This is a genomic window from Psychrobacter sp. NPDC078501 (genome assembly GCF_044900935.1).
In the GTDB taxonomy this organism is placed as follows: domain Bacteria; phylum Pseudomonadota; class Gammaproteobacteria; order Pseudomonadales; family Moraxellaceae; genus Psychrobacter.
In genome coordinates this window covers 548906-569601 of record NZ_JBJDOS010000003.1, presented here as the reverse complement: position 1 = coordinate 569601, position 20696 = coordinate 548906, and the positions used below count along the sequence as shown (strand labels likewise).

18 protein-coding genes are annotated in these 20696 nt (G+C 44.0%); 14 read left to right on the top strand and 4 right to left on the bottom strand.

What is annotated here, in order from left to right:
- Positions 1-108: 108 nt before the first annotated feature.
- The 3 genes from ACI2IW_RS08185 to hisA form a co-directional block, all read right to left on the bottom strand.
- The gene (locus ACI2IW_RS08185; RefSeq protein WP_404693313.1) at positions 109-390 is read right to left on the bottom strand and encodes a hypothetical protein; all 282 of its coding nucleotides are present in this window, start codon (positions 388-390) and stop codon (positions 109-111) included.
- A gap of 81 nt (positions 391-471) precedes the next feature.
- Positions 472-2145, bottom strand: coding sequence for a mechanosensitive ion channel domain-containing protein (locus ACI2IW_RS08180; protein WP_404693312.1), 1674 nt, complete (start codon positions 2143-2145; stop codon positions 472-474).
- 88 nt (positions 2146-2233) lie between these two features.
- Positions 2234-2971 carry a 1-(5-phosphoribosyl)-5-[(5-phosphoribosylamino)methylideneamino]imidazole-4-carboxamide isomerase gene (gene hisA / locus ACI2IW_RS08175; RefSeq protein WP_102091064.1) on the bottom strand — a complete coding sequence of 246 codons (738 nt, stop codon included), beginning with the start codon at positions 2969-2971 and terminating at the stop codon, positions 2234-2236.
- A 1095-nt stretch (positions 2972-4066) separates the two neighbouring features.
- Between hisA and ACI2IW_RS08170 the strand changes: the two genes are divergently transcribed.
- The 14 genes from ACI2IW_RS08170 (at position 4067) to ACI2IW_RS08105 (ending at position 19888) form a co-directional block, all read left to right on the top strand.
- Positions 4067-5419 (top strand): Na(+)-translocating NADH-quinone reductase subunit A, encoded by a 1353-nt coding sequence (locus ACI2IW_RS08170; protein ID WP_101204726.1) that lies wholly within the window; start codon positions 4067-4069, stop codon positions 5417-5419.
- Between the two features lie 5 nt (positions 5420-5424).
- A complete protein-coding gene (locus ACI2IW_RS08165; protein WP_057762164.1) occupies positions 5425-6660 on the top strand; it encodes an NADH:ubiquinone reductase (Na(+)-transporting) subunit B in 1236 nt (411 codons plus the stop codon).
- The gene (locus ACI2IW_RS08160) at positions 6641-7543 is read left to right on the top strand and encodes a Na(+)-translocating NADH-quinone reductase subunit C (RefSeq protein WP_057762167.1); all 903 of its coding nucleotides are present in this window, start codon (positions 6641-6643) and stop codon (positions 7541-7543) included. The genes ACI2IW_RS08165 and ACI2IW_RS08160 overlap by 20 nt, the downstream gene beginning before the upstream one ends.
- Position 7544: 1 nt before the next feature.
- Positions 7545-8216, top strand: a complete 672-nt coding sequence (locus tag ACI2IW_RS08155) for an NADH:ubiquinone reductase (Na(+)-transporting) subunit D (protein WP_057762168.1) — start codon at positions 7545-7547, stop codon at positions 8214-8216.
- Entirely contained in the window at positions 8216-8824 is a 609-nt protein-coding gene (gene nqrE, locus ACI2IW_RS08150) for an NADH:ubiquinone reductase (Na(+)-transporting) subunit E (RefSeq protein WP_057762170.1), read from the top strand. The genes ACI2IW_RS08155 and nqrE overlap by 1 nt, the downstream gene beginning before the upstream one ends.
- 122 nt (positions 8825-8946) lie before the next feature.
- Positions 8947-10182 carry an NADH:ubiquinone reductase (Na(+)-transporting) subunit F gene (gene nqrF / locus ACI2IW_RS08145; RefSeq protein ID WP_102078341.1) on the top strand — a complete coding sequence of 412 codons (1236 nt, stop codon included), beginning with the start codon at positions 8947-8949 and terminating at the stop codon, positions 10180-10182.
- Positions 10183-10358: 176 nt separating this feature from the next.
- A complete protein-coding gene (locus ACI2IW_RS08140) occupies positions 10359-11159 on the top strand; it encodes an SDR family NAD(P)-dependent oxidoreductase (protein WP_404693311.1) in 801 nt (266 codons plus the stop codon).
- A gap of 123 nt (positions 11160-11282) precedes the next feature.
- Complete coding sequence (locus ACI2IW_RS08135; protein WP_404693310.1) at positions 11283-12437, top strand: FAD:protein FMN transferase; 1155 nt, start codon at positions 11283-11285, stop codon at positions 12435-12437.
- A gap of 200 nt (positions 12438-12637) precedes the next feature.
- Positions 12638-12883 (top strand): (Na+)-NQR maturation NqrM, encoded by a 246-nt coding sequence (gene nqrM / locus ACI2IW_RS08130; protein ID WP_404693309.1) that lies wholly within the window; start codon positions 12638-12640, stop codon positions 12881-12883.
- Between the two features lie 394 nt (positions 12884-13277).
- Positions 13278-14510, top strand: coding sequence for a CynX/NimT family MFS transporter (locus ACI2IW_RS08125; protein WP_404693308.1), 1233 nt, complete (start codon positions 13278-13280; stop codon positions 14508-14510).
- Positions 14511-14821: 311 nt separating this feature from the next.
- On the top strand, positions 14822-15685 hold the full coding sequence (locus ACI2IW_RS08120; RefSeq protein WP_404693307.1) for an arylesterase: 864 nt from the start codon (positions 14822-14824) through the stop codon (positions 15683-15685).
- Positions 15686-15710: 25 nt separating this feature from the next.
- A complete protein-coding gene (locus ACI2IW_RS08115) occupies positions 15711-16430 on the top strand; it encodes an ABC transporter ATP-binding protein (protein WP_404693306.1) in 720 nt (239 codons plus the stop codon).
- Positions 16431-16449: 19 nt separating this feature from the next.
- Positions 16450-19092: an ABC transporter permease gene (locus tag ACI2IW_RS08110; protein ID WP_404693305.1), complete on the top strand. Its 2643-nt coding sequence runs from the start codon at positions 16450-16452 to the stop codon at positions 19090-19092.
- Positions 19093-19174: 82 nt separating this feature from the next.
- A complete protein-coding gene (locus tag ACI2IW_RS08105; RefSeq protein WP_404693304.1) occupies positions 19175-19888 on the top strand; it encodes a hypothetical protein in 714 nt (237 codons plus the stop codon).
- A gap of 25 nt (positions 19889-19913) precedes the next feature.
- Here the strand turns inward: ACI2IW_RS08105 and ACI2IW_RS08100 are convergent, their stop codons facing one another.
- Positions 19914-20630, bottom strand: a complete 717-nt coding sequence (locus ACI2IW_RS08100) for a hypothetical protein (RefSeq protein WP_404693303.1) — start codon at positions 20628-20630, stop codon at positions 19914-19916.
- Positions 20631-20696: the final 66 nt, after the last annotated feature.

Sequence of the window (20696 nt, the reverse complement as noted above, 5' to 3'; positions counted from 1 at the left end):
GATACTTAGATACTGGTGTTGTAATACAATAAAAAAGGCTAACGTAATCGTTAGCCTTTTTTATGCGTTGTACTTTTCAGTTATAGATGATATAGCTATTTATTGTGCCTATTGCGCATCGTCCAATTGCTCTACACGGTCTTGCTCGGCTTGCTGCGCTTGATCAATTTTGCTAGTAGCACTATCTACGATCGCTTTCGGCTGTTGACTAAGTGGTTGGCTAGTAATATCTGTATCAGAGGTAGCTACTGTAGAATCAGGCTGTTCAGCCGCTACACTACTGGTTGCAATCTCTCTATTTAGTTCGCGACTATTGCCATTGATAATGTTAAAGCCAAGCAATGCCACAATACCAATTATTGCAAAGATAATAACGTGTTTCATTTCCATAAAAAGCCCCGTATTTGAATAACCACCAAATATAGATTCTGTTGCACTTTTTATGCCTAAACCTTATTTAACATCTAATACCTATTCTTGCGGGCTATTATTATTCAATAAATCAGTCTTATCTGAGCTTTGAGCAATCTCTTGCTCAACCTTTTCCATCAGCTTATCGTCAGGACGGGCATCGAGAACATCATTAGCACTGCGACCTTGTAAAATGGTTTTGGCTCGAGCTTTGGCTTGTTTTTTATCTTGGTCATCTATGTGACTCCCGCTGACCTGATTTGTTTCAGCAGGTTTAGGAATCGTCGGCGTAATCGTTATATCAGATTGAACATTATTAGCATTGTTGGCACTGCTTTGCATGTGCTCAAAGGCTTTTTCTAACTTATTGTTGAAGCGCAGACGATAGATAGGCTCAGGTAAGCTAAAGCCTTTATCTTCTAGTGCATGCTTGGTCTCACGAATGGCGATACTGCGTGCTTTGGCAAAGTCAGTCTCTGATTGATCTACCCAAATCTGAAATTCCAAAACAATATTAGAATCACCCACATTGGTAATGACCGCAATCGCCTTTGGTTCATCCAAAACAAATACCAGTGTATGTATCGCATCCAATCCGACTTTGATTGCTGCTAATGGATCATCATTAGCATCAACGCCCAATTCAAAAGTAAATCGGCGCTCAGGGTTCTTGGTATAGTTTAGAATGGTACCTTTAAAAACTTCAGCATTAGGAATGCGTAGCTGATTACCATCTAATGTCATCAGTATCGTCGCGCGCGAGGTCAAACGAACCACGATGCCCTCTTGCCCATTAATTACGATATGGTCACGAGCACGAAAAGGTTGGCGAATACTCAGCATTAGTGAAGCGATATAATTCTCAATGGTGTCTTTGACTGCGAAACCAACCGCAATACCAATGACACCTGCACCACCAAGCAATGTACCTAAAATAGTCTCTGCACCTATCAGACTTAGCCCTAGAATCAGACCAAAGATAATAAAGATGACTTTGACCGTTTGTGACAGCAGCTCAGCGACAAAAGGATTGGGAGTCAGACGTTGCCACATCTTTTTGCGATTAGATAACCAACTGCCAAACCATGCTACCAAGGCAAATATAACGATGCCGACCAATAGTAGTGGTAGCGCCTTCACTAGATTGGTCACCTGCGCTTTTAAACCTTGATAGACCGTTGAGACATTCTCTTGAACATCTAGCGTGCGGTTAATTCTGTCTTCTACAGTGACGACATCTGTTAGTCGGTTGGTTAAGTTAATCGCTTGCTGTGCTTTTTTTTCGTTGGCTGTTTCTCCCGTTAGGGTAACGACCCCTTGGGTGACACTAACATTGACGGCTTGTAAGCCTTCGATTTCAGAGAAAATACCGCTGATGCGTTGACGAATATCGTTGTCTTTTTGCGGAGTGGGTGTGGTCTCGATTTGAGCATTATTAGTGCTTTCGCCACTGATTACTGGCGGAGGAGCAGGCGTTGGCAATGAGCTGGCAGGTTCTGTAGTTTCACCTGTTGATGTCTCATTTTCTGATGTGGCAGAATTATCGTTAGATACGCTTTCCTCTGCCGTCTCTACACCTTCAGTTGTCTCTATACCTAGTGCTGCTGAGATACCAGAAATTTCTTCACTGGCAGCATGCGCTGAAAACGCAAAAAGGATGCTTAGTAGCAACACTATTTGACCCCACGCTTTTATAGAACTGCGTATTATTGGACGGTCAATGTAAGTGGCCATAAGCATCCTTTATTTTTACGGATTTTTCTCGCTTAGCTGATTGCTGATAATTAGCTGCCTGATTTTAGCCAACTAATTTTGGCAGTCTTTAGCTATCTAAGTAAAGCTGTGCTTCGCTTAAGTTCAACGTGCCTTCATAGATAGCACGACCAGTGATGATACCTTCGATACAATCACCATACGGCTTCAACAGCTCGATATCTTTCATATCGGTAACACCACCTGATGCAATCACAGGTAATCCGCCTTCGCGCGCCAGATTAACAGTTTGTTCAACGTTGACGCCTTGCATCATGCCATCGCGGGCGATGTCAGTATAAACGATTGATGACACACCGACGTCTGCAAAGCGCTTAGCAAGCTCGGTCGCCTTGGTGTCTGTCACGTTTGCCCAGCCATGAGTGGCTACCATACCGTCTTTGGCATCGATACCGACGATGATGTGCCCTGCAAATTCGCGACAAGCCTCTGCAACAAAATCAGGATCTTCAACAGCTTTTGTACCGATAATGATATACGTCAAACCTGCGGTAATATACTGCTCGATAGTGTTCATGTTACGTACACCGCCGCCCAGCTGAATAGGCAGGTTCGGATAGGCTTTGGTGATATCATTGACCACTTGTCTATGTACTGGCACGCCATCAAAGGCACCATTCAAATCGACCAAATGTAAGCGACGCGCGCCTTCATCTACCCAACGCGCTGCCATAGCAACCGGATCATCAGAGAACACCGTATCATCTTCCATACGGCCTTGTTTTAAACGTACACACTTACCATCTTTTAAATCAATAGCCGGGATAATGACAGGCACAGCACACATATAGCATTCCTTATAAAGCACAAGATTGGCAATAAATTTAGTAAATTAAAATTTTGAGAATAAAACGTTATTGAAGAATCAAATAACGAGAGAAAACGCTGCTTAAAAGTAGCATAAATTATGTACAGATCGAAAACCAAGACATCGCTAAGTTAGCAATCTGTTTGAATATAAATAAGAAAGACAGAAACTAGACAATCATAACCATAAGTTTTAGTACGTAGAATCACTACCAACAATCGTTAAATTCTATTACTGACTGGCAATTTTAGGTCAATTTAGCGTATAATCCTAGGTAAATTTTTATTTGTTTCTATGTGATAGTAACCATGTGTTACGCTTTTTGTTGAGTTGTTACAACTCATTAATACAGCATGGTGATCAGGATGGATCGAGCAATCGTTCAATACGTCAATAAAATATTGGCCAAGAAATTGCTAAAAAAGGCTATCTGAAAAATCTCAACCAATAGTCTCTAAACCATCGATTCTGCGGTATTTAACCTTAATTAGATGTCTTGCAAGTCCCTATCACTAGCTAACTATATTAAAACCGTTACGATTAAAACTATAGCAGCTTATAATAAGTGAGGTTTGCTTATCAGTTGCTTAGCTAGTTTGTCTTTTAACCAGTATATCATCTACCTTAATAGATCGTTATTTGGCCACACTCTTATTCTATCGAATATCTTTAGACGATATTAGTGAACGAGAGATGGTCAAACATACTGGTGTTACAAGTTTTAAATTTCAATGAAACGTGTGATAAAGCCATTTATATTTAAACCAGTCTCTTTTAGCCATGTGCTGTAGCGATTGATTTCGATGAAGCGGTTTTAGCATACACCTTGGTAGCCAGTCGCCACTTTGGTAATTCGAATAAGACATTAACGTGTTGTTAAGGAGTCTAAGGTCAGCGTTAATACTCTTACTAGTAGTTATGATCATGTATTGTCTTCACAGAGCTTTCATCCCTATTTCACTATAAAGGAAATAGACGATTGAAGGCTTTGTTGAGTGATACAAATGTTCATGCTACCGATATACCAAACAGGACGTCTGGTATCGTTTTAGACTATGGACTAAGTTTTCGCTTATGATTACCATCAAAAAAGGTTTGGATTTGCCCATCACTGGTGAACCCTCCCGCGAGATATCTGAGCACCAACCGACACATGTAGCACTTGTTGGCTATGATTATGTGGGTATGAAACCCACTATGAATGTCAAAGAAGGTGACATTGTAGCCAAAGGTCAGCCCGTTTATGAAGACAAAAAACGTGTTGGCGTGATCTACACTGCCCCTGCTGCCGGTAAGGTCGTCGCTGTTAAACGTGGCGAACGTCGAGTGTTTGAGAGTCTTGTGATTGCGGTCGACCCCAATGGTGAAGAAGTAGACTTTGAGCGCTATGACTCACAGCAGCTTGCTGACCTAGACTCTGAAGTCGTTGAAACCCAACTGATTGCCTCTGGCGAATGGACGGCGTTCCGTACGCGTCCTTATAGCCGCGCACCCGAAATCGGCGCTCGTCCACATGCCATCTTTGTCACAGCAATGGATACCAATCCACTTGCCTTTGACCCGATGCTTGTGATCAATGAGCAGCTACAAGCGTTCAATGATGGACTTGCTGTATTATCTACGCTTAGTCCAAAGACCTTTGTCTGCCATCATGGCGATACCCAACTGACACCAGTTGCAAAAACTGCAGCGAATAACGTCACTGAGTATCATGGTTTTGCTGGTAAGCATCCAGCTGGTCTTGCTGGTACGCACATTCATTTCTTGCACCCTATCAGCCGCGGTGTAACCGTATGGACGATTGGTTATCAAGACGTAATTGCCATCGGTAAATTGTTCACGACAGGTCGTCTATATACGCGCCGCATGGTGAGCTTAGCAGGGCCTGCTGTCACTAACCCGCAGTTGGTTATGACTGAACGTGGTGCTGATATCACTGCATTAACCAAAGGTAAACTGGCTGCTGGCGAGAACCGTATCATTTCAGGTTCAGTATTGTCTGGTCGCAAAGTATTTGAAAACATCGCCTATCTGGGTCGTTTTCACAATCAGATCAGCGTCTTGACTGAAGGCCGTGAACGTCCTGCGTTCCATTTCTTTACTCCAGGTAAAAACCGCTTCTCAAAACTTCCTATCTATATTTCGCAGTTCTTTGGTGGCAAAAAATACGACTTTACTACGACAAGTAACGGCTCACCACGAGCGATGGTACCAATCGGTGTCTATGAAGAAGTCATGCCACAAGACTACCTACCAACTCAATTACTACGTGCATTGATCGTCGAAGACATCATTAGCGCCGTAGATTTGGGTGTGCTTGAACTGGACGAAGAAGATTTGGCACTATGCACCTTTGTATCTCCTGGCAAATATGAATTCGGTGATATTTTGCGTGATAACTTAACGCGCATTGAGCTGGAGGGCTAACCACGATGAAATTTTTACACAATATGTTCGATCGTATGGAGCCATCTTTCACCAAAGGCGGCAAACACGAAAAGTACTACGCTATTTTTGAGATGTTTGATACGTTCTTACGTCAACCAAGCTCAACCACTTATGCGTCATCACATGTACGTGACGGGATTGACCTAAAACGTATTATGATTACTGTATGGCTATGTACGTTCCCAGCGATGTTTTGGGGTATGTACAACATTGGTCATCAAGCACTAACCGCTATCGCTCAGCTTGGCTTGCAGCCTGAAGGCTGGCGTACTGTGATCACTAGCATGGCAGGCTATAACCCAGACAGTATCTGGGCAAGCTTCGTCTATGGTGCGATGCAGTTTTTGCCTATTTATATCGTGACGTTTGCAGTAGGTATTCTCTGTGAGATTATCTTTGCTGTCGTCCGTGGACACGAAGTCAACGAAGGTTTCTTTGTGACTTCAGTTCTATTTGCATTGTGTCTACCACCTGATATTCCTTTATGGCAAGTTGCCCTAGGTATTATCTTTGGTGTAGTCGTCGCAAAAGAAGTATTCGGTGGTACTGGTAAGAACTTCCTTAACCCTGCCCTATCGGGTCGTGCATTCTTATACTTTGCTTATCCAGCCTATATGTCTGGTGACTCAGTATGGACAGCAGTAGATGGTTTCTCAGGTGCGACGCCGCTTGGCCTTGCAGCCCTTGGTGTGGTTCCTCAGGACTTCGTCGACGTCTATGGTAATGCCATCACGTGGAGTGATGCATTCTTAGGTAACATGCAAGGTAGTATCGGTGAAGTATCGACGCTAGCTATCCTAATGGGTGCTGCAGTGTTGCTATGGACGCGTATTGCTTCTTGGCGCATTATGGCAGGTTGTGTGGTCGGTCTGATTGCGACGTCTCTTGTGTTCAACATGATTGGTTCTGAAGACAACATGATGATGAGCTTACCGTTCTACTGGCACTTAGTTATCGGTGGCTTTGCTTTCGGTGCTGTATTTATGGCAACGGATCCAGTATCAGCTGCACATACAAACAAAGGCCGCTGGGCTTACGGTATCTTGATTGGTTTTATGACCGTATTGATTCGCGTCATCAACCCTGCTTTCCCAGAAGGCATCATGCTGGCCATTCTATTCGCCAACTTATTTGCTCCATTGTTTGATTACTTTGTGACTCAAGCAAATATCAAACGCCAAACCGCTCGGAGGGTTCGCTATGTCCAAGCCCAAAAGTAATAACGCGAAAACCATCAGTGTGGCTTTGACGCTATGCTTGGTATGTTCAGTGTTGGTCTCAGCAGTGGCTGTTGGTCTAAAGCCTGCGCAAGTTGAAAATGCACGTTTAGACCGTAACAAAAACATCTTAGTCGCGGCTGACATGTATGACGCTGAGTCTGATACAGCAGACGATGTTGCCGAACGTTTTAAAGACTTTGAAGTAAAAATCATTGATTTAAACGAAGGTACTTATCTCGATGACGATGCGCTAAAAACTGCTGGCATCCCTGATCGTAATGCTTATGACGCCAGTCAAGCAACAAAAAACCAAGCTCTAAGTGAAGACTTGGGTGACAACGATCCTGCTGGTATTGGTCGTAAGCCAAAATATGCCAAAGTCTATGTCAAAAATGATGACGCAGGTCAGCCAGAAACGGTTGTATTGCCAATTCAGGGCTACGGTCTATGGGGCACTATCTATGGTTTCTTAACGCTCGAAAGTGACATGAATACCATCAAAGGTATCAGTTTCTACGAGCATAAAGAAACCCCAGGTCTTGGCGCTCGTATCGAAGAGCCAGAATGGCGTGCAAAGTGGAGCGGTATCGAGTCTTATGACGAGAATGGTAACGTTGCCACTGGTGTAACCAAAGCTGGTAACCCAAAAGAAAACTGGGTTGATGGCATCAGCGGTGCAACATTGACTAGCCGCGGCGTCAGCAACATGATTCAGTTTTGGTTAGGCGAGCAAGGTTATAAGCCTTATCTAGATACGCTACGCGAAAAGAGCGGCCAAACGGTTGAAGGTGCAGACACGCAAGCAAATCAATCAAAGCCGGCAGCTCAACCTAAAACCGAATTGGCAGCCAAGCTACCAGTAGCAAACGGCAAGGAGGCATAACATGGCTGACACTAAAAGCATTTTAACCACGCCTATCTTTGATAATAACCCTATTGCCCTACAGATCCTTGGTATCTGTTCGGCATTGGCTGTCACCACCAGCATGGCTAACGCTATGGTCATGTGTGTGGCATTGACCTTGGTAACGGCATTTTCAAGCTTCTTTATCTCGATTATCCGTAAGCAGATTCCATCAAGCATTCGTATCATCGTACAGATGACGATTATTGCTTCGTTGGTTATCTTGGTTGATCAGGTACTAAAAGCAGTGGCTTATGACGTCAGTAAAGGTTTGTCAGTTTTCGTTGGTCTGATTATCACTAACTGTATCGTTATGGGCCGTGCTGAAGCATTTGCTATGAGCAACCCACCAATCCCAAGCTTTTTAGATGGTATTGGTAACGGTCTTGGTTACTCAGCAGTATTACTATTCGTTGCAACTATCCGTGAGCTATTGGGTGCTGGTACTTGGTTCGGTATTACGATTCTACAGCCAGTCACTGATGGCGGTTGGTACATACCAAACGGTCTGTTACTGTTACCACCATCAGCGTTCTTTATCATTGGTTTGTTCATTGCTGTTGTCCGTATCTGGAAACCAGAACAAGTTGAAGAAGCTGAGTTTGTAATGAAGCCGCAGTCTAAAGGCATGGCACATGGAGGCGGTCACTAATGGGACATTATGTTAGTTTATTTATAACCTCAGTCTTTATTGAGAACATGGCGCTTGCCTACTTCTTAGGCATGTGTACTTTTTTGGCCGTATCCAAAAAAGTCTCTACAGCGATTGGTCTAGGTGTTGCGGTTATTGTCGTGATGGCAATTACCGTTCCACTAAACAATCTACTATTCCAGTTCATCCTAAAAGATGGTGCGCTGGCATGGGCAGGTTTCCCTGATATCGACTTGAGCTTCTTAGGATTGCTAAGTTATATCGGTTTGATTGCAGCCACCGTACAGATCCTAGAGATGTTCTTGGACAAGTTTGTACCGAGTCTATATAACGCACTTGGGGTATTCTTACCACTAATCACCGTAAACTGTGCCATCTTGGGTGGTGTACTATTTATGGTTGAGCGTGACTATAACTTTGGTGAATCTGTTGTCTATGGTGTGGGTGCAGGCTTCGGTTGGGCACTTGCTATTACAGCATTGGCGGGTATCCGTGAAAAGCTAAAATACTCAGATATTCCAGCACCGCTGCGTGGTCTTGGTATTACTTTTATCACGGTTGGTCTTATGTCGCTCGGCTTTATGTCGTTCGGTGGTATGTCCATCTAAACCGCTAAGCTCAAAGCTTTCATTAGCTATTTGACTTATTTAATTCATTTATTCGGTAGAGGTTTGGGTACAGCATAGATTATGCCTCCACACCCCTACCCCATAGATTAAGGATACCTACCATGGATTACGCTACGGCGATTGGTGGCGTTGCTATGTTTACCTTGATCATCATGGGCCTCGTCGCTATTATTTTGGCGGCACGCTCAAGACTGGTCAGTTCAGGCGATGTCACTATCCATATTAATGATAATCCCGATAATGATGTGGTGACACCAGCTGGCGGCAAACTACTACAAACGCTAGCGGGCGAAGGTATATTTTTATCTTCAGCTTGTGGTGGTGGTGGTACTTGTGCGCAGTGTCGTTGCCGCGTTATTGAAGGTGGTGGTTCTATTTTGCCCACCGAAGAAGGCTACTTTACTCAAGGTGAAATCCGCAATCACATGCGCTTAGCTTGTCAGGTAGCTGTTAAGCAAGACATGAAAATTGAGATTGATCCTGAGTTCTTTGATGTACAGAAATGGGAATGTGAAGTTATCTCTAACGATAACGTTGCCACTTTCATTAAAGAGCTGGTACTAAAAATTCCAGAAGGCGAAGAAGTAAACTTCCGCGCTGGTGGTTATGTACAGTTGGAAGCGCCACCGCATGAAGTGCACTACAAAGACTTTGTGGTTGATGAAGAATATAGAGAAGACTGGGAAAAATTCGGTATCTTCAACTATGTCTCAAAAGTTGATGAGCCTGTTATCCGTGCTTACTCAATGGCTAACTACCCTGAAGAGAAAGGTCTCATCAAATTCAACATCCGTATCGCAAGTCCACCGCCACGTGGTCCTGACGGTATTCCACCAGGCAAAATGTCTTCATGGGTATTTAGCTTAGTACCTGGTGACAAAGTGACAGTTTCAGGTCCTTATGGTGAATTCTTTGCCAAGAAGACCGAAGCTGAAATGATCTTTGTTGGTGGTGGTGCTGGTATGGCTCCAATGCGCTCACATATCTTTGATCAGCTCAAACGTTTGAATACTGATCGTAAGATTAGTTTCTGGTATGGTGCTCGTTCTATTCGTGAGATGTTCTACGTTGAAGACTATGATCAGCTAGAAGAAGAGTTTGATAACTTTGAGTGGCATGTTGCACTGTCTGACCCATTACCAGAAGATAACTGGGAAGGTCCAACAGGCTTTATCCATAACGTATTGCTCGAAAACTATCTGAAAGATCATCCAAACCCAGAAGACTGTGAATACTACATGTGTGGGCCACCGATGATGAACGCTGCTGTAATCGACATGCTACATAGCATGGGCGTAGAAGACGAAAACATCATGCTTGATGATTTCGGTGGTTAAGTTAGATACTTTATCTAACAGCAGAAATGTAAGAATAAAAAAAAGAGTCTCAATTGAGGCTCTTTTTTTGTGCGATCTTTATACATAGACGTGGCTTTGTAGGCTACAAATCTAGCTAGTAGAGTCGCTTTATTATCCTATATCATGGACTATCTAAACATTGAGAAAGGATTCTTATGAAAACGAAATACAAAGATTTGACCATTTGGATTACCGGTGCCTCTAGCGGTATCGGGCAAGCATTAGCCGTTGCCTTCGCCAAACGCGGCGCTAGGATTATTCTAAGTGGACGTGACAGTGATAAGTTAGAGGTTGTCAAAAACAGCTGCAAACGCGCTAACAAGCATATTGTCGTTCCTTTTGATATTAGCGATGCCAATCAAGCCAAAGAAGCTTATGACACTGCTAAAGCTCAGGCAGGGAAAATTGACTGGCTCATCAATAATGCTGGTATCAGTCAGCGTTCGCTCATCATGGACACGGCTGAAGAAGTTGAGCGTCAAATCATGGAAATAGATTACTTTGCTCAGACGCGTCTTACCAGACTTGCGTTGCATGATATGATCGCACAAGGCGGCGGCAAAGTAGTAATGGTCTCGAGTGTAGCAGGCCTATTGGGTACACAATATCGCGGCGCTTATGGGGCAGCCAAAGCAGCGCTGCATATGTGGGCAAATAGTTTGCGTGCAGAGCTACACGACCAAGGTATCGAAGTAGCCACGATATTCCCCGGGTTTATTCAGACTAATATTTCTATCAATGCGTTGACTGGCGACGGTAGCGCACAGGGTACGATGGATGAAGCAACCAATAATGGTCTAACTACGACTGAGTTTGCTAAACAAGTCGTGAAAGCGCTCACTAAGGGAGAGGAATATATTATCGTCGCTGGTCGCAAAGAAAAACTGGCCACACGAGTCAACCGCGTCTCTCCGCCAAAACTCTATAAGCTCATACGTGAATCACAAGTGAAGTAAGCTACTCAACCGAACGAATTGTCGCTGAATGGTGCCTACATTGGTATTTTTGGGTTCAAGGGGTGTAAAATAAGCGAGGCTTGTTTTACACCCTACTCATTTCTACGCCATACCGAAAATATTATGAAAAACACTATATCCAGCTTATCTTCCAAAAAACCTCTGCACCTTACCTTAGTAAGCGTCGTCAGTCTTGCTAGTACTTTAGGTCTCAGCGCTTGCCAGCAAACCCCAGACTATAACTATCTGATCGGTGAGACGATGGGGACGAGCTACCATATTAGCTATCAGTTGCCTGATGATGCGGACGAAGCTGCCATACAAGCTGCGGTAGACGAGCGCCTAAAACAAATTAACGATAGCATGTCTACTTATCAAAACGACTCGACCATATCTACATTCAATCGTTTGGGCAAAGACAAACCTATCACTATCGATGCTGACTTTAGTCGTGTGCTCGATGTCTCACAAATTGTCTATCAGCAGTCTGGCGGTGCTTTTGACCCTACCGTTATGCCACTCGTAAATACATGGGGCTTTGGAAGTACCATGACAGTCGAGCGCCTACAAAGTCCACCGACCGCCGTTGAGATTGCGCAAGCCAAGGCATTGGTCGATTTTGAGAGTATCATAAAGAAAGACGATACCATCTATAAGACCAAAGATGGCGTTGGTTTAGACTTTTCTGCTGTTGCCAAAGGTTATGGCGTCGATGTTATCGCTGACGTACTGAGAGATGATTATCAAATTCGTAATTATATGGTTGAGATCGGCGGTGAAATTGCCACCTCTGGTGTGAATAACCAACAGCAGCCATGGCAAATTGCGATTGACGCCCCTATTGAAGGCAGTACTGTCAGCGAACGTCAGACCATATCTGCTATTCGCCAACCAAAAAACACGGCTAGCCAAATGCATCTAGCGACCTCTGGCAACTATCGCAACTCTGTCATATTCGATGGCAAACGCTATAGCCATACTATCGATCCGACAACGGGCAACCCTATTGCAGGCGGTGCACCTTCAGTCACTGTCGCAGCTGATTCGGTTGCATTGGCGGATGCGTGGGCAACTGCTCTTACCGCGATGCCCTATCACAAAGCACTAGACCTCGCTAAAACACAAAATCTAGCAGCCATGTTTGTGGTACTAGCTGACGATGTAAAGGCAAAAGGTTCTGACGATATGTCTAACGAAGCTGCTGACGATAACATTGACGATTGGCAAGTGGTACAGACACCAGCGATGAAAGCGTTACGTGCTGATAAAAAGCTCTAAACATACTTCAAATTCTAGATGGTACACTCTAAAAGCCACTGGTAAGTGATAGAGGTGAAACAAGAGAATACGTTAACGCACAACGAGCCGCACTAAAATTTGCTATACTATTATACAGTTGTTATTAACGGTGCTTAGCTGTCATGAACTTAGGTAACACCACTAATAACTGCCCTATTTTTTGAAATGAGGTTTCCTCTATGCTTAGCCAACTGCTTCCTATGCTTGCCATTACTTTCACCGTCTTTGTCCTATTTTTCATCTTTATGGGCATCGGTTATATGGTCAAAAAAAAGCCGCTTAGAGGATCTTGTGGCGGTGTCGCTAAACTGATGGGCGACGAAAATTGCTCGTTTTGTGGCAATGATCCCAATAAGTGCGATTCATTAATAACTGAACAGCAAGAGAATGCATTAAGAGCTGCTCAATTGGGTAAATCGGTTTAATAGCCTATTGGTTACCATACGCTGGTAGCATTTACCTGACATATGTTCTTATAATAGCGTCAAGTCATTCAAAAGTGACTTGACGCTATTTTTATTGTGCGATAAGACTATTTATTTAAGATTACTTATTATCGCCATCTCTTATTATCACTGTTCTATAGCCGTAACTCGAAGTAACCACAAATGCATTTTGACTAACCTGCCTGCCAATTTAGCAAAATCAGTGCAGCAAATTGTATGTCTTACGCGCTACATATATTTTTCGGTCTCATTTAAGATATCGATTACCGTTTAGGTACGTTTGGGTAAATGCTCTCTGGTGTTATTTTATAAGCGGCGATTTCTTGGCGCTGTCTAATAACGTGTTTTTTTTCGCTGTCATCGTTGTGCTGCTATGTCTACCTCGTCCAATCTATCTGCTTCATCTAGCCTGCCCTCCTCACGCTTTACCTTTTGGTTGGTACTGTGTGCCATGATTCTGCTAGCCACCAATATGCGTGCACCTATCGTCGCGCTAGGTTCTATCGCCCCAGTGGTAAAAGACGCGCTTGATATCTCTGAGTTTCAGATAGGCTGGCTAGGGGCAGTGCCTATGCTGAGCTTTGCCGTTGGTGCGCTGATTTCTCCAACCATTGGTAAGCGATTCGGGCTAGAAAACACACTGATTGCCATGATTGGGCTATTAACGGTAGGGATGGTTATCCGTACTGCTATCCCGACGTGGAATGGGTTTTTAATTGGTACTTTGTTGCTTACCCTCGCCATCGGCTTCGCTAATACTTTAGCAGCACCTGTTATTAAGCAGCGTACCCCGCAACATATTCCGCTAATTACAGGGTTGTTCAGTTTAACGATGACCACAGCAGCAGGTATCGTTGCAGGCGTCGTATTACCGCTATCGGAGCAAGTTGGTTGGCAGTGGGCATTAGGTGGTTGGACGATTTTAGGTGTTTTTGCCTTTGTTATCTGGCTGTTCTTACGTGTACGGTTGGGTTCATCTAACCATCAAGCGATCATCCCTGCGGCGTTAGGTTCTTCTGATATCTCTATGTGGCGCACTACCTTTGCGTGGCAGATTGCTATTTTTATGGGATTACAGTCATTATTATTTTATACCGTTGCCAGTTTTTTACCATCGATTTGGGTGAGTAAAGGGTTATCTGCCGTCAGTGCTGGACAAATGGGCTCTGTATTTCAGTTTATGGCACCGGTTTCTATATTAAGTTTAACTTGGCTAGTCAATCGCGGACGCCCTATTCAAGCGCTAGCGGTATTTGCCGCTGTGCTAAATGTCGTTGGCATATTGGGCGTTAGTTATCTATCGACTGACTTGGCATGGCTATGGTCAGGCATGATGGGCATGGGCTGTTCAGCAATTTTTACCTTGAGCATGATGCTGTTCTCTATGCGCACCTATACGACCAATCAGGCAAGTGAGCTGTCTGGTATGGCTCAAGCAGTGGGTTATGTCATTGCGTTTTTTGGACCATTGGGTACAGGCTGGCTGCATGAAATGACTGGTAGCTGGAGTATGCCGCTTTTTATTATGCTGATACTAATGATTGTCAACGTCGTGATTGCTTGGCTTGTTAGTCGTCCAGTAATGGTCGATGGTAAATATATTTGATTGCTATCAGCTTTCATTTCTATCAGTTTTTGTGGTCTACAAGGCTATGATTGCTAACGCGTAATAAAGCGGCCTTAAATTAACCTTAGGCCAATATAGGTCACTGTCTTATTTTGCTATAGTCAGTTCAATATAACTTAGATACTTAATATAATCTGGATACTCAATATAACCCGGATAAAAGGAAGGCGAGTGAAAGTACTACCAATAGTAGACTGAGCGAGCCTGACGATTTATCCGACTAATACTGTATCTGGTTTAGATAGGATTTGACTATACACTGGTTTGATTGCATATAGGACACAACACCCATGATGAAACTCCCCTCTCGTTTTGCTCAGCGCTTGTCTGCTATTGCCATGCTTGCAGCTGTAATGGCTATCAGTGGCTGTCAAAAAGAAGCCGAAAACACATCTGCTGATGATACGCAGAGTACCAGTACTGAAGCGACTAACAGTCAAGCCAGCACTGCTCCAGTAGCCACTGAAACCTCAGCAACAACTGATCAACAGGTCAAATCCTCATCACTTACTATTCTAGCGCTTGGTGACTCACTGACAGAAGGTCTGGGAGTGGACAAAGATGACAACTATCCTGCGCAGTTAGAAGATCGCCTGCAAGCGATGGGTTACGATAATGCCAAAGTCATCAACTCAGGCTTGAGCGGTGAAACCAGTACAGGATTGGTCAATCGACTGGACTGGGTATCGCAAACCAAACCTGATATCACCATATTGACCATCGGTGCTAACGATGCGATACGCGGTATCGATGTGGCGACCATTGAAGCTAACATCCGTACTGCGGTTAAGCATCTGCAAGACAATGGCAGTGTCGTCATCTTAGGCGGTATGTCGATCTATGACAATCTAGGCAGTGAATACGTGGCGGCATTTTCAGACATTTATCCTCGTATTGCGAAAGACATGAACCTGACGCTTATTCCGTTTTTCTTAGAGGGCGTCGGCGGTGACCGAGAGCTTAACCAAGCAGATGCGATTCATCCGACTAAAGAAGGCTACGAGATTATCGTTAACAACAATATTTTGCCTATTCTAGAGCCGAAATTAAATGAACTAGAAGAGCTGAAAGAGTTAAAAACAGCCGATACCGATAACACAGCTGCAACGGCTCAAGACAATACGACAAAAAATAAGACAAACGAGACTACTTAACGAGACCATTAAACGAGATACTGTAATGACATTATCACCTTCGACTGCCACAGCAACGACACAAGCAGACGCTAAGACACAAGCTCTACTGACCGCTTCACAATTAAATAAAACCGTGCAAGTCGGTGAGCAAAAACTGTCCATCATTAAAGACGTGGATATTTATGTCAACGCTGGCGAGTTTGTGGTCATTATGGGCAAATCAGGATCGGGTAAATCTACTTTGTTAGGGTTACTCGCAGCATTAGACTATCCCGATAGCGGTACCGTGTCGCTGGCAGGTCAGATGCTCAGTAGTCTGGACGAGGATGCGCTAGCCGTTATTCGTCAACAGGATATGGGCTTTGTCTTTCAGTCGTTTCATCTATTGCCTACACTGACCGTCGCTGAAAATATCGCCTTTCCACTTGATATTGCCAGACGTCCAAACCCAGCACGCGTAGACGAGCTGATAGATGCGGTCGACTTAGGGCATAGACGTAACAGCTTACCCAATCAGTTGTCAGGTGGTGAGCAGCAGCGTACAGCGGTGGCACGTGCGCTAGTATCGCATCCAAAGATTGTGTTTGCAGATGAGCCAACGGGTAACCTAGATGAGCAAAATGCCGATCAAGTTATGCAGCTGCTATTAGATCTACGCCAACAGGTTGGCTCGGCACTGGTGGTCGTGACTCATGACCCTGCACTTGCCGAGATGGCAGATCGCGTCATCACCATGCATGACGGCCGCATTGTACCTACATGAATAACTGGATTGTATCTTAATGAATAGTAAGCCCACAGACAACAAATCGCCTGATACAAAAAAGACTGATACCAGTATGCATCAAGAGTCCAGCTATCCTAGCGGCATCCTTAGTCAACTATTTACCCGTACCCTAGGTTTTCAAACCCTAGGCTCACAAGCACTCAGCCGTAGCTGGTGGCAGCGCTGGGTATATCCCGTGTTGTTTCTACTGACCTTGACCTTGTCGCTTGCAACCTACCTGACCCTCGACTCGGTGCAGCAGTCTGTCGATAGCTACATCAATGACAATCAGCGCGCGCTCGTTGGTGGGGATCTAATCCTAAACAGTAAGCAAGACTGGCCAAGCGAAGTATTGTCACAGGTAGAAACTATCCCTGATACACAGACCGTGTATGACTATCAGTTTAGCGCCATGCTGGTCAATGATGAGCAAACCTTGCTTGCCAGCGTCAAATCCGTCTCGCCGTCCTACCCCTTATACGGCACAGCGGAGCTTGCTTCAGGACAGCCGCTGTGGGATCAGCTAACATCTGACAGTGTGATCGTCGCGCCAGAAGTGCTCAGTAGTCTACAAGCCGATGTCGGCGACCGTATCACCATTGGCGATGCGCAGTTCACGATCAGTGATGTACTGACCAAAGAGCCTGACCGTCCGCTGACCACCTTTGGTTTTGGTGGGCGTGTGTTGATGAAACAAGATGCCTTAGAGGCAACCAATCTACTCGGTCAACGTAGCCGAATAAACTATCGTATCGAGATGGCAGGCGACCCAGAGCTAATAACCACGCAGCGTGAACAGCTCGCAGATATCCTGACCAATTATCCTGATATCGAACTATCTGACGCTGAGTCCGCAGACACCTCGGTATCGCGTATCTCTGACAATGTGCTGATGTTTTTAAAACTGCTAGTCATCGCGGTGTTACTACTATCTGCGGTCGCCATGTACGGCGTCATTAGTGCGTTTGTTAGCAAGCAGCAGTCCAATAACGCCATTCGATTGGCGCTCGGCGAACCGCTTGGCTCACTCAAACGTAGCTACTATCAGCTGCTTATCGTAACGACTGTCATTGCTTGTATCGCAGCGGTTGCCCTTAGTCTGGGCTTGCTTAAAATCGGTCAGCCGTATCTGGTGGCTATCTTGCCTGCTGATGTTGGTCTAGCCATCAATCCAACCAGTGCTATTAAAACCATTGTGATTGCTTTAGCCCTGACGCTACTGATTGCGCAGCGTGGTCTAAGCGCACTTAACACGACCAAACCCGCCACCCTACTCAATCAAGGAGCAAGTACGCAAACGCAAAACTTGCCTTGGTATCGACGCGTGCCGCTACTATGGTATGGCTTTGTGCTGGCAGGACTGTATGCTTTCTTTGCTTATGAAGTGGGCTCACTGTCATTAGGCGCACAGCTATTGGGCGGCTTGATTGGCTTTGTGGCGATTTTTTGGCTGCTGGCGCGTGGGTGGCTGTGGCTGCTTAATAAGTTGGCAAGCAATACCAAAGTTAGTTGGATGCAGCGTATCGCCATTCATAACCTCGCGCGTAAAGGCAACCAATCAGCGTTATTCTTTGTCACCTTATCACTATCGGTGGCGGTGCTAACGCTTATCACCACACTCAATCACAGTATCAATGCACAGTTTATCAACGCCTATCCTGAAGACGCGCCCAATCTGTTTTTGCTCGATGTGCAGAGCGATCAACATGACGATATTGATACCATCATTGAGGCGCCCGTCACTTATTATCCCGTCATTCGTGCGCGTGTGGAGACGGCTAATGATGTGGCGGCAAAAGATATCGAGCCTGCTGATGGGTTTGATGATCCTACGCGAGTGTTTAATTTAAGCTATGCAGATACGGTCATGGATACCGAATACATCACTGAATCGCTCACAGACGACGCGCTATATACGACTATCGATGCGACAAATGAACAAATCAAACCTTTGTCCATCTTGGACACTGCCGCCAGTATGCTTAATGTTGGTATGGGTGATCAGGTGCGTTTTAACATTCAAGGTATCGAAATCATCGGGCAAATTACCAGTATTCGCACGCGCTATGAGCGTGGCCCAAGCCCATATTTCTATTTCTTATTTGAGCCGTCGGTGCTGTCTGCTGCCCCGCAGATTCAGTTTGCTACTGCCCACGTGTCAGAAGATGCGATTCCAGAACTACAAGGCAAACTGGTACGCGAGTTCCCTGCTGTCACTACGATCGATGGTACGGCTATTGCGAAACAAATTCAAGAGCTGGTGGTACAAATGAGCCGCTTGGTCTATGTATTCACCTTGCTTGCCCTGCTCACTGGCGTCATGGTGCTGATCAGCTCGCTGTTGTCTACTTCGCAAGACCGCATGAAAGACAGCGCGTCATTTAGACTGCTCGGTATGCAAAAGCGTGACTTGTATATGCTCAATATCCTAGAATTGGGTGTACTTGGTATTAGCGCGGCGACCTTTGCCGTTGTCATCGCTAGCGTTGGCGCATGGGCGGCAATCACGCAATGGTTTAATCTACAGTTTAGTGTGCCGTGGACAAGCTTGGCTATTGGTGGTGCGGCGTTAGTCGTGTTGCTGTTTGCCATTGCTGTTATTTATGTGAGACTGGTGATTGGACGCGGGATTATGGCACGAGTACGGGCGATGATTTAGGCGTACTGTATTTTAGCTTGATACGAAAAAACCCCTTTATAGGGGGCTTTTCAATAAACATAACCTTAATTAGGACAAGAAAATGTTACAAAAAAAACTGTTTGAGCGTTATATGAATATTTCCGAAGAGCATAAGGATTTTTTGGATAAATCTTTATCTTATGAAGGCTTAGCAAAACTACTTTGGGGAAGTGTACCCGATGAATACGAACAAGCACCCAATAAAATACTGATTGTTGGTAGAGAAACTAGAGATTGGTTAGAAAGTTGGAATGACCTCCAATACAATGAAGATGGAATCAAGCGGTTAATGGCTAAAAGTAAAAGTTTTATAAGAAATCAATTAGAAGAGGAGAAAAAAAATACTCAAGGAAAATCATTCTTTAATTTTGTGCGTGATATTGCAAACAAGAGCGGTAAAAACGGTATCTTATGGGCTAATATCTATGCCTTTGACTATAAGGGTGGGCATATTAACCAAATAAAAGATAAGGAAACGATAAAAGAGATAGAAACTATTTCTAAAAAAATTATTGTCGCTCAAATTGAGGTGCTAAATCCTGATATAGTCATATTCGCTACAGGTAATCAGGGCATTAATGCAAGACGTAGATACTTCCCAAATTCAGAGTTGAGAGAATGTACAGCTATTGAGGGCTATCCCTCAAAGGATTTATGGGCTTTCAAATTACCTGAGTATAAAGCACAATGTTACCGCATACATCACCCTAGCTCACTTCATAGTGAGAAAAAGCACGCAAGAGAAAAATTGATTAACTTATTGCCAAGTCTGTAATTACATTGGAGCGAGTAATCATTCATTAATTTTGTGCTGGTTGTATAGGATATATGACGCTGATATAAGCATAGTTTAATGTGTTCGTCAGCGCCCTTCCGTATAAGAACATATCAGAATCATCAACTTTCCAATCAACCATTTCTACGATTTCACTAAACTGTTCTAGACTTGTAGATTTAATTGAATGAGTGTATAGCAATAAATTTTTAACATTCCTTATCGGTAGTTTATCTATAAATTCATCTATTTCTTGTTTATTTTGCTTGGTAAGGTCATCTGATAGATATAGTCTCGATTCAGCATATTGAGTATATGGGCATTGATTAAACAGATTGATTACGTCATTTAATTCCATAGCAGTATAGCTACCATGTACACTTAACATAGCTTGGAACTGATGCACAATCCTATCAACTTGCTCAACATTACAACAAATCGTACCGTCTATAACATTATTAGTTGCCATAAACTTATCACTGGTTTGTATGCCAATTAATAAATCTGCACCTGTCTGTTCTTTTAATGCTCTGAGATTATATTTTTCCCACTCATTATCAACTAAAAAGAAAGCACAGCAACAAGGTACGTTGAAGTCATCTTCAAGGTGATACAGTTTGAATTGCGTGTTGAGTTTCAATTTTTCAAAAACTACATTTGGTATAGCATACTTTGTTCCTGACGATTTGATTGGTTTAGTTTTGAGGTTAACTTCATCAAGTAAGTTGTGCATGCTATTCATTGTCATTCCTTTCATTATTTAAAACAAATCTACTCAAACCACAGCTGCCGTAGTGTTGCCTTCTGC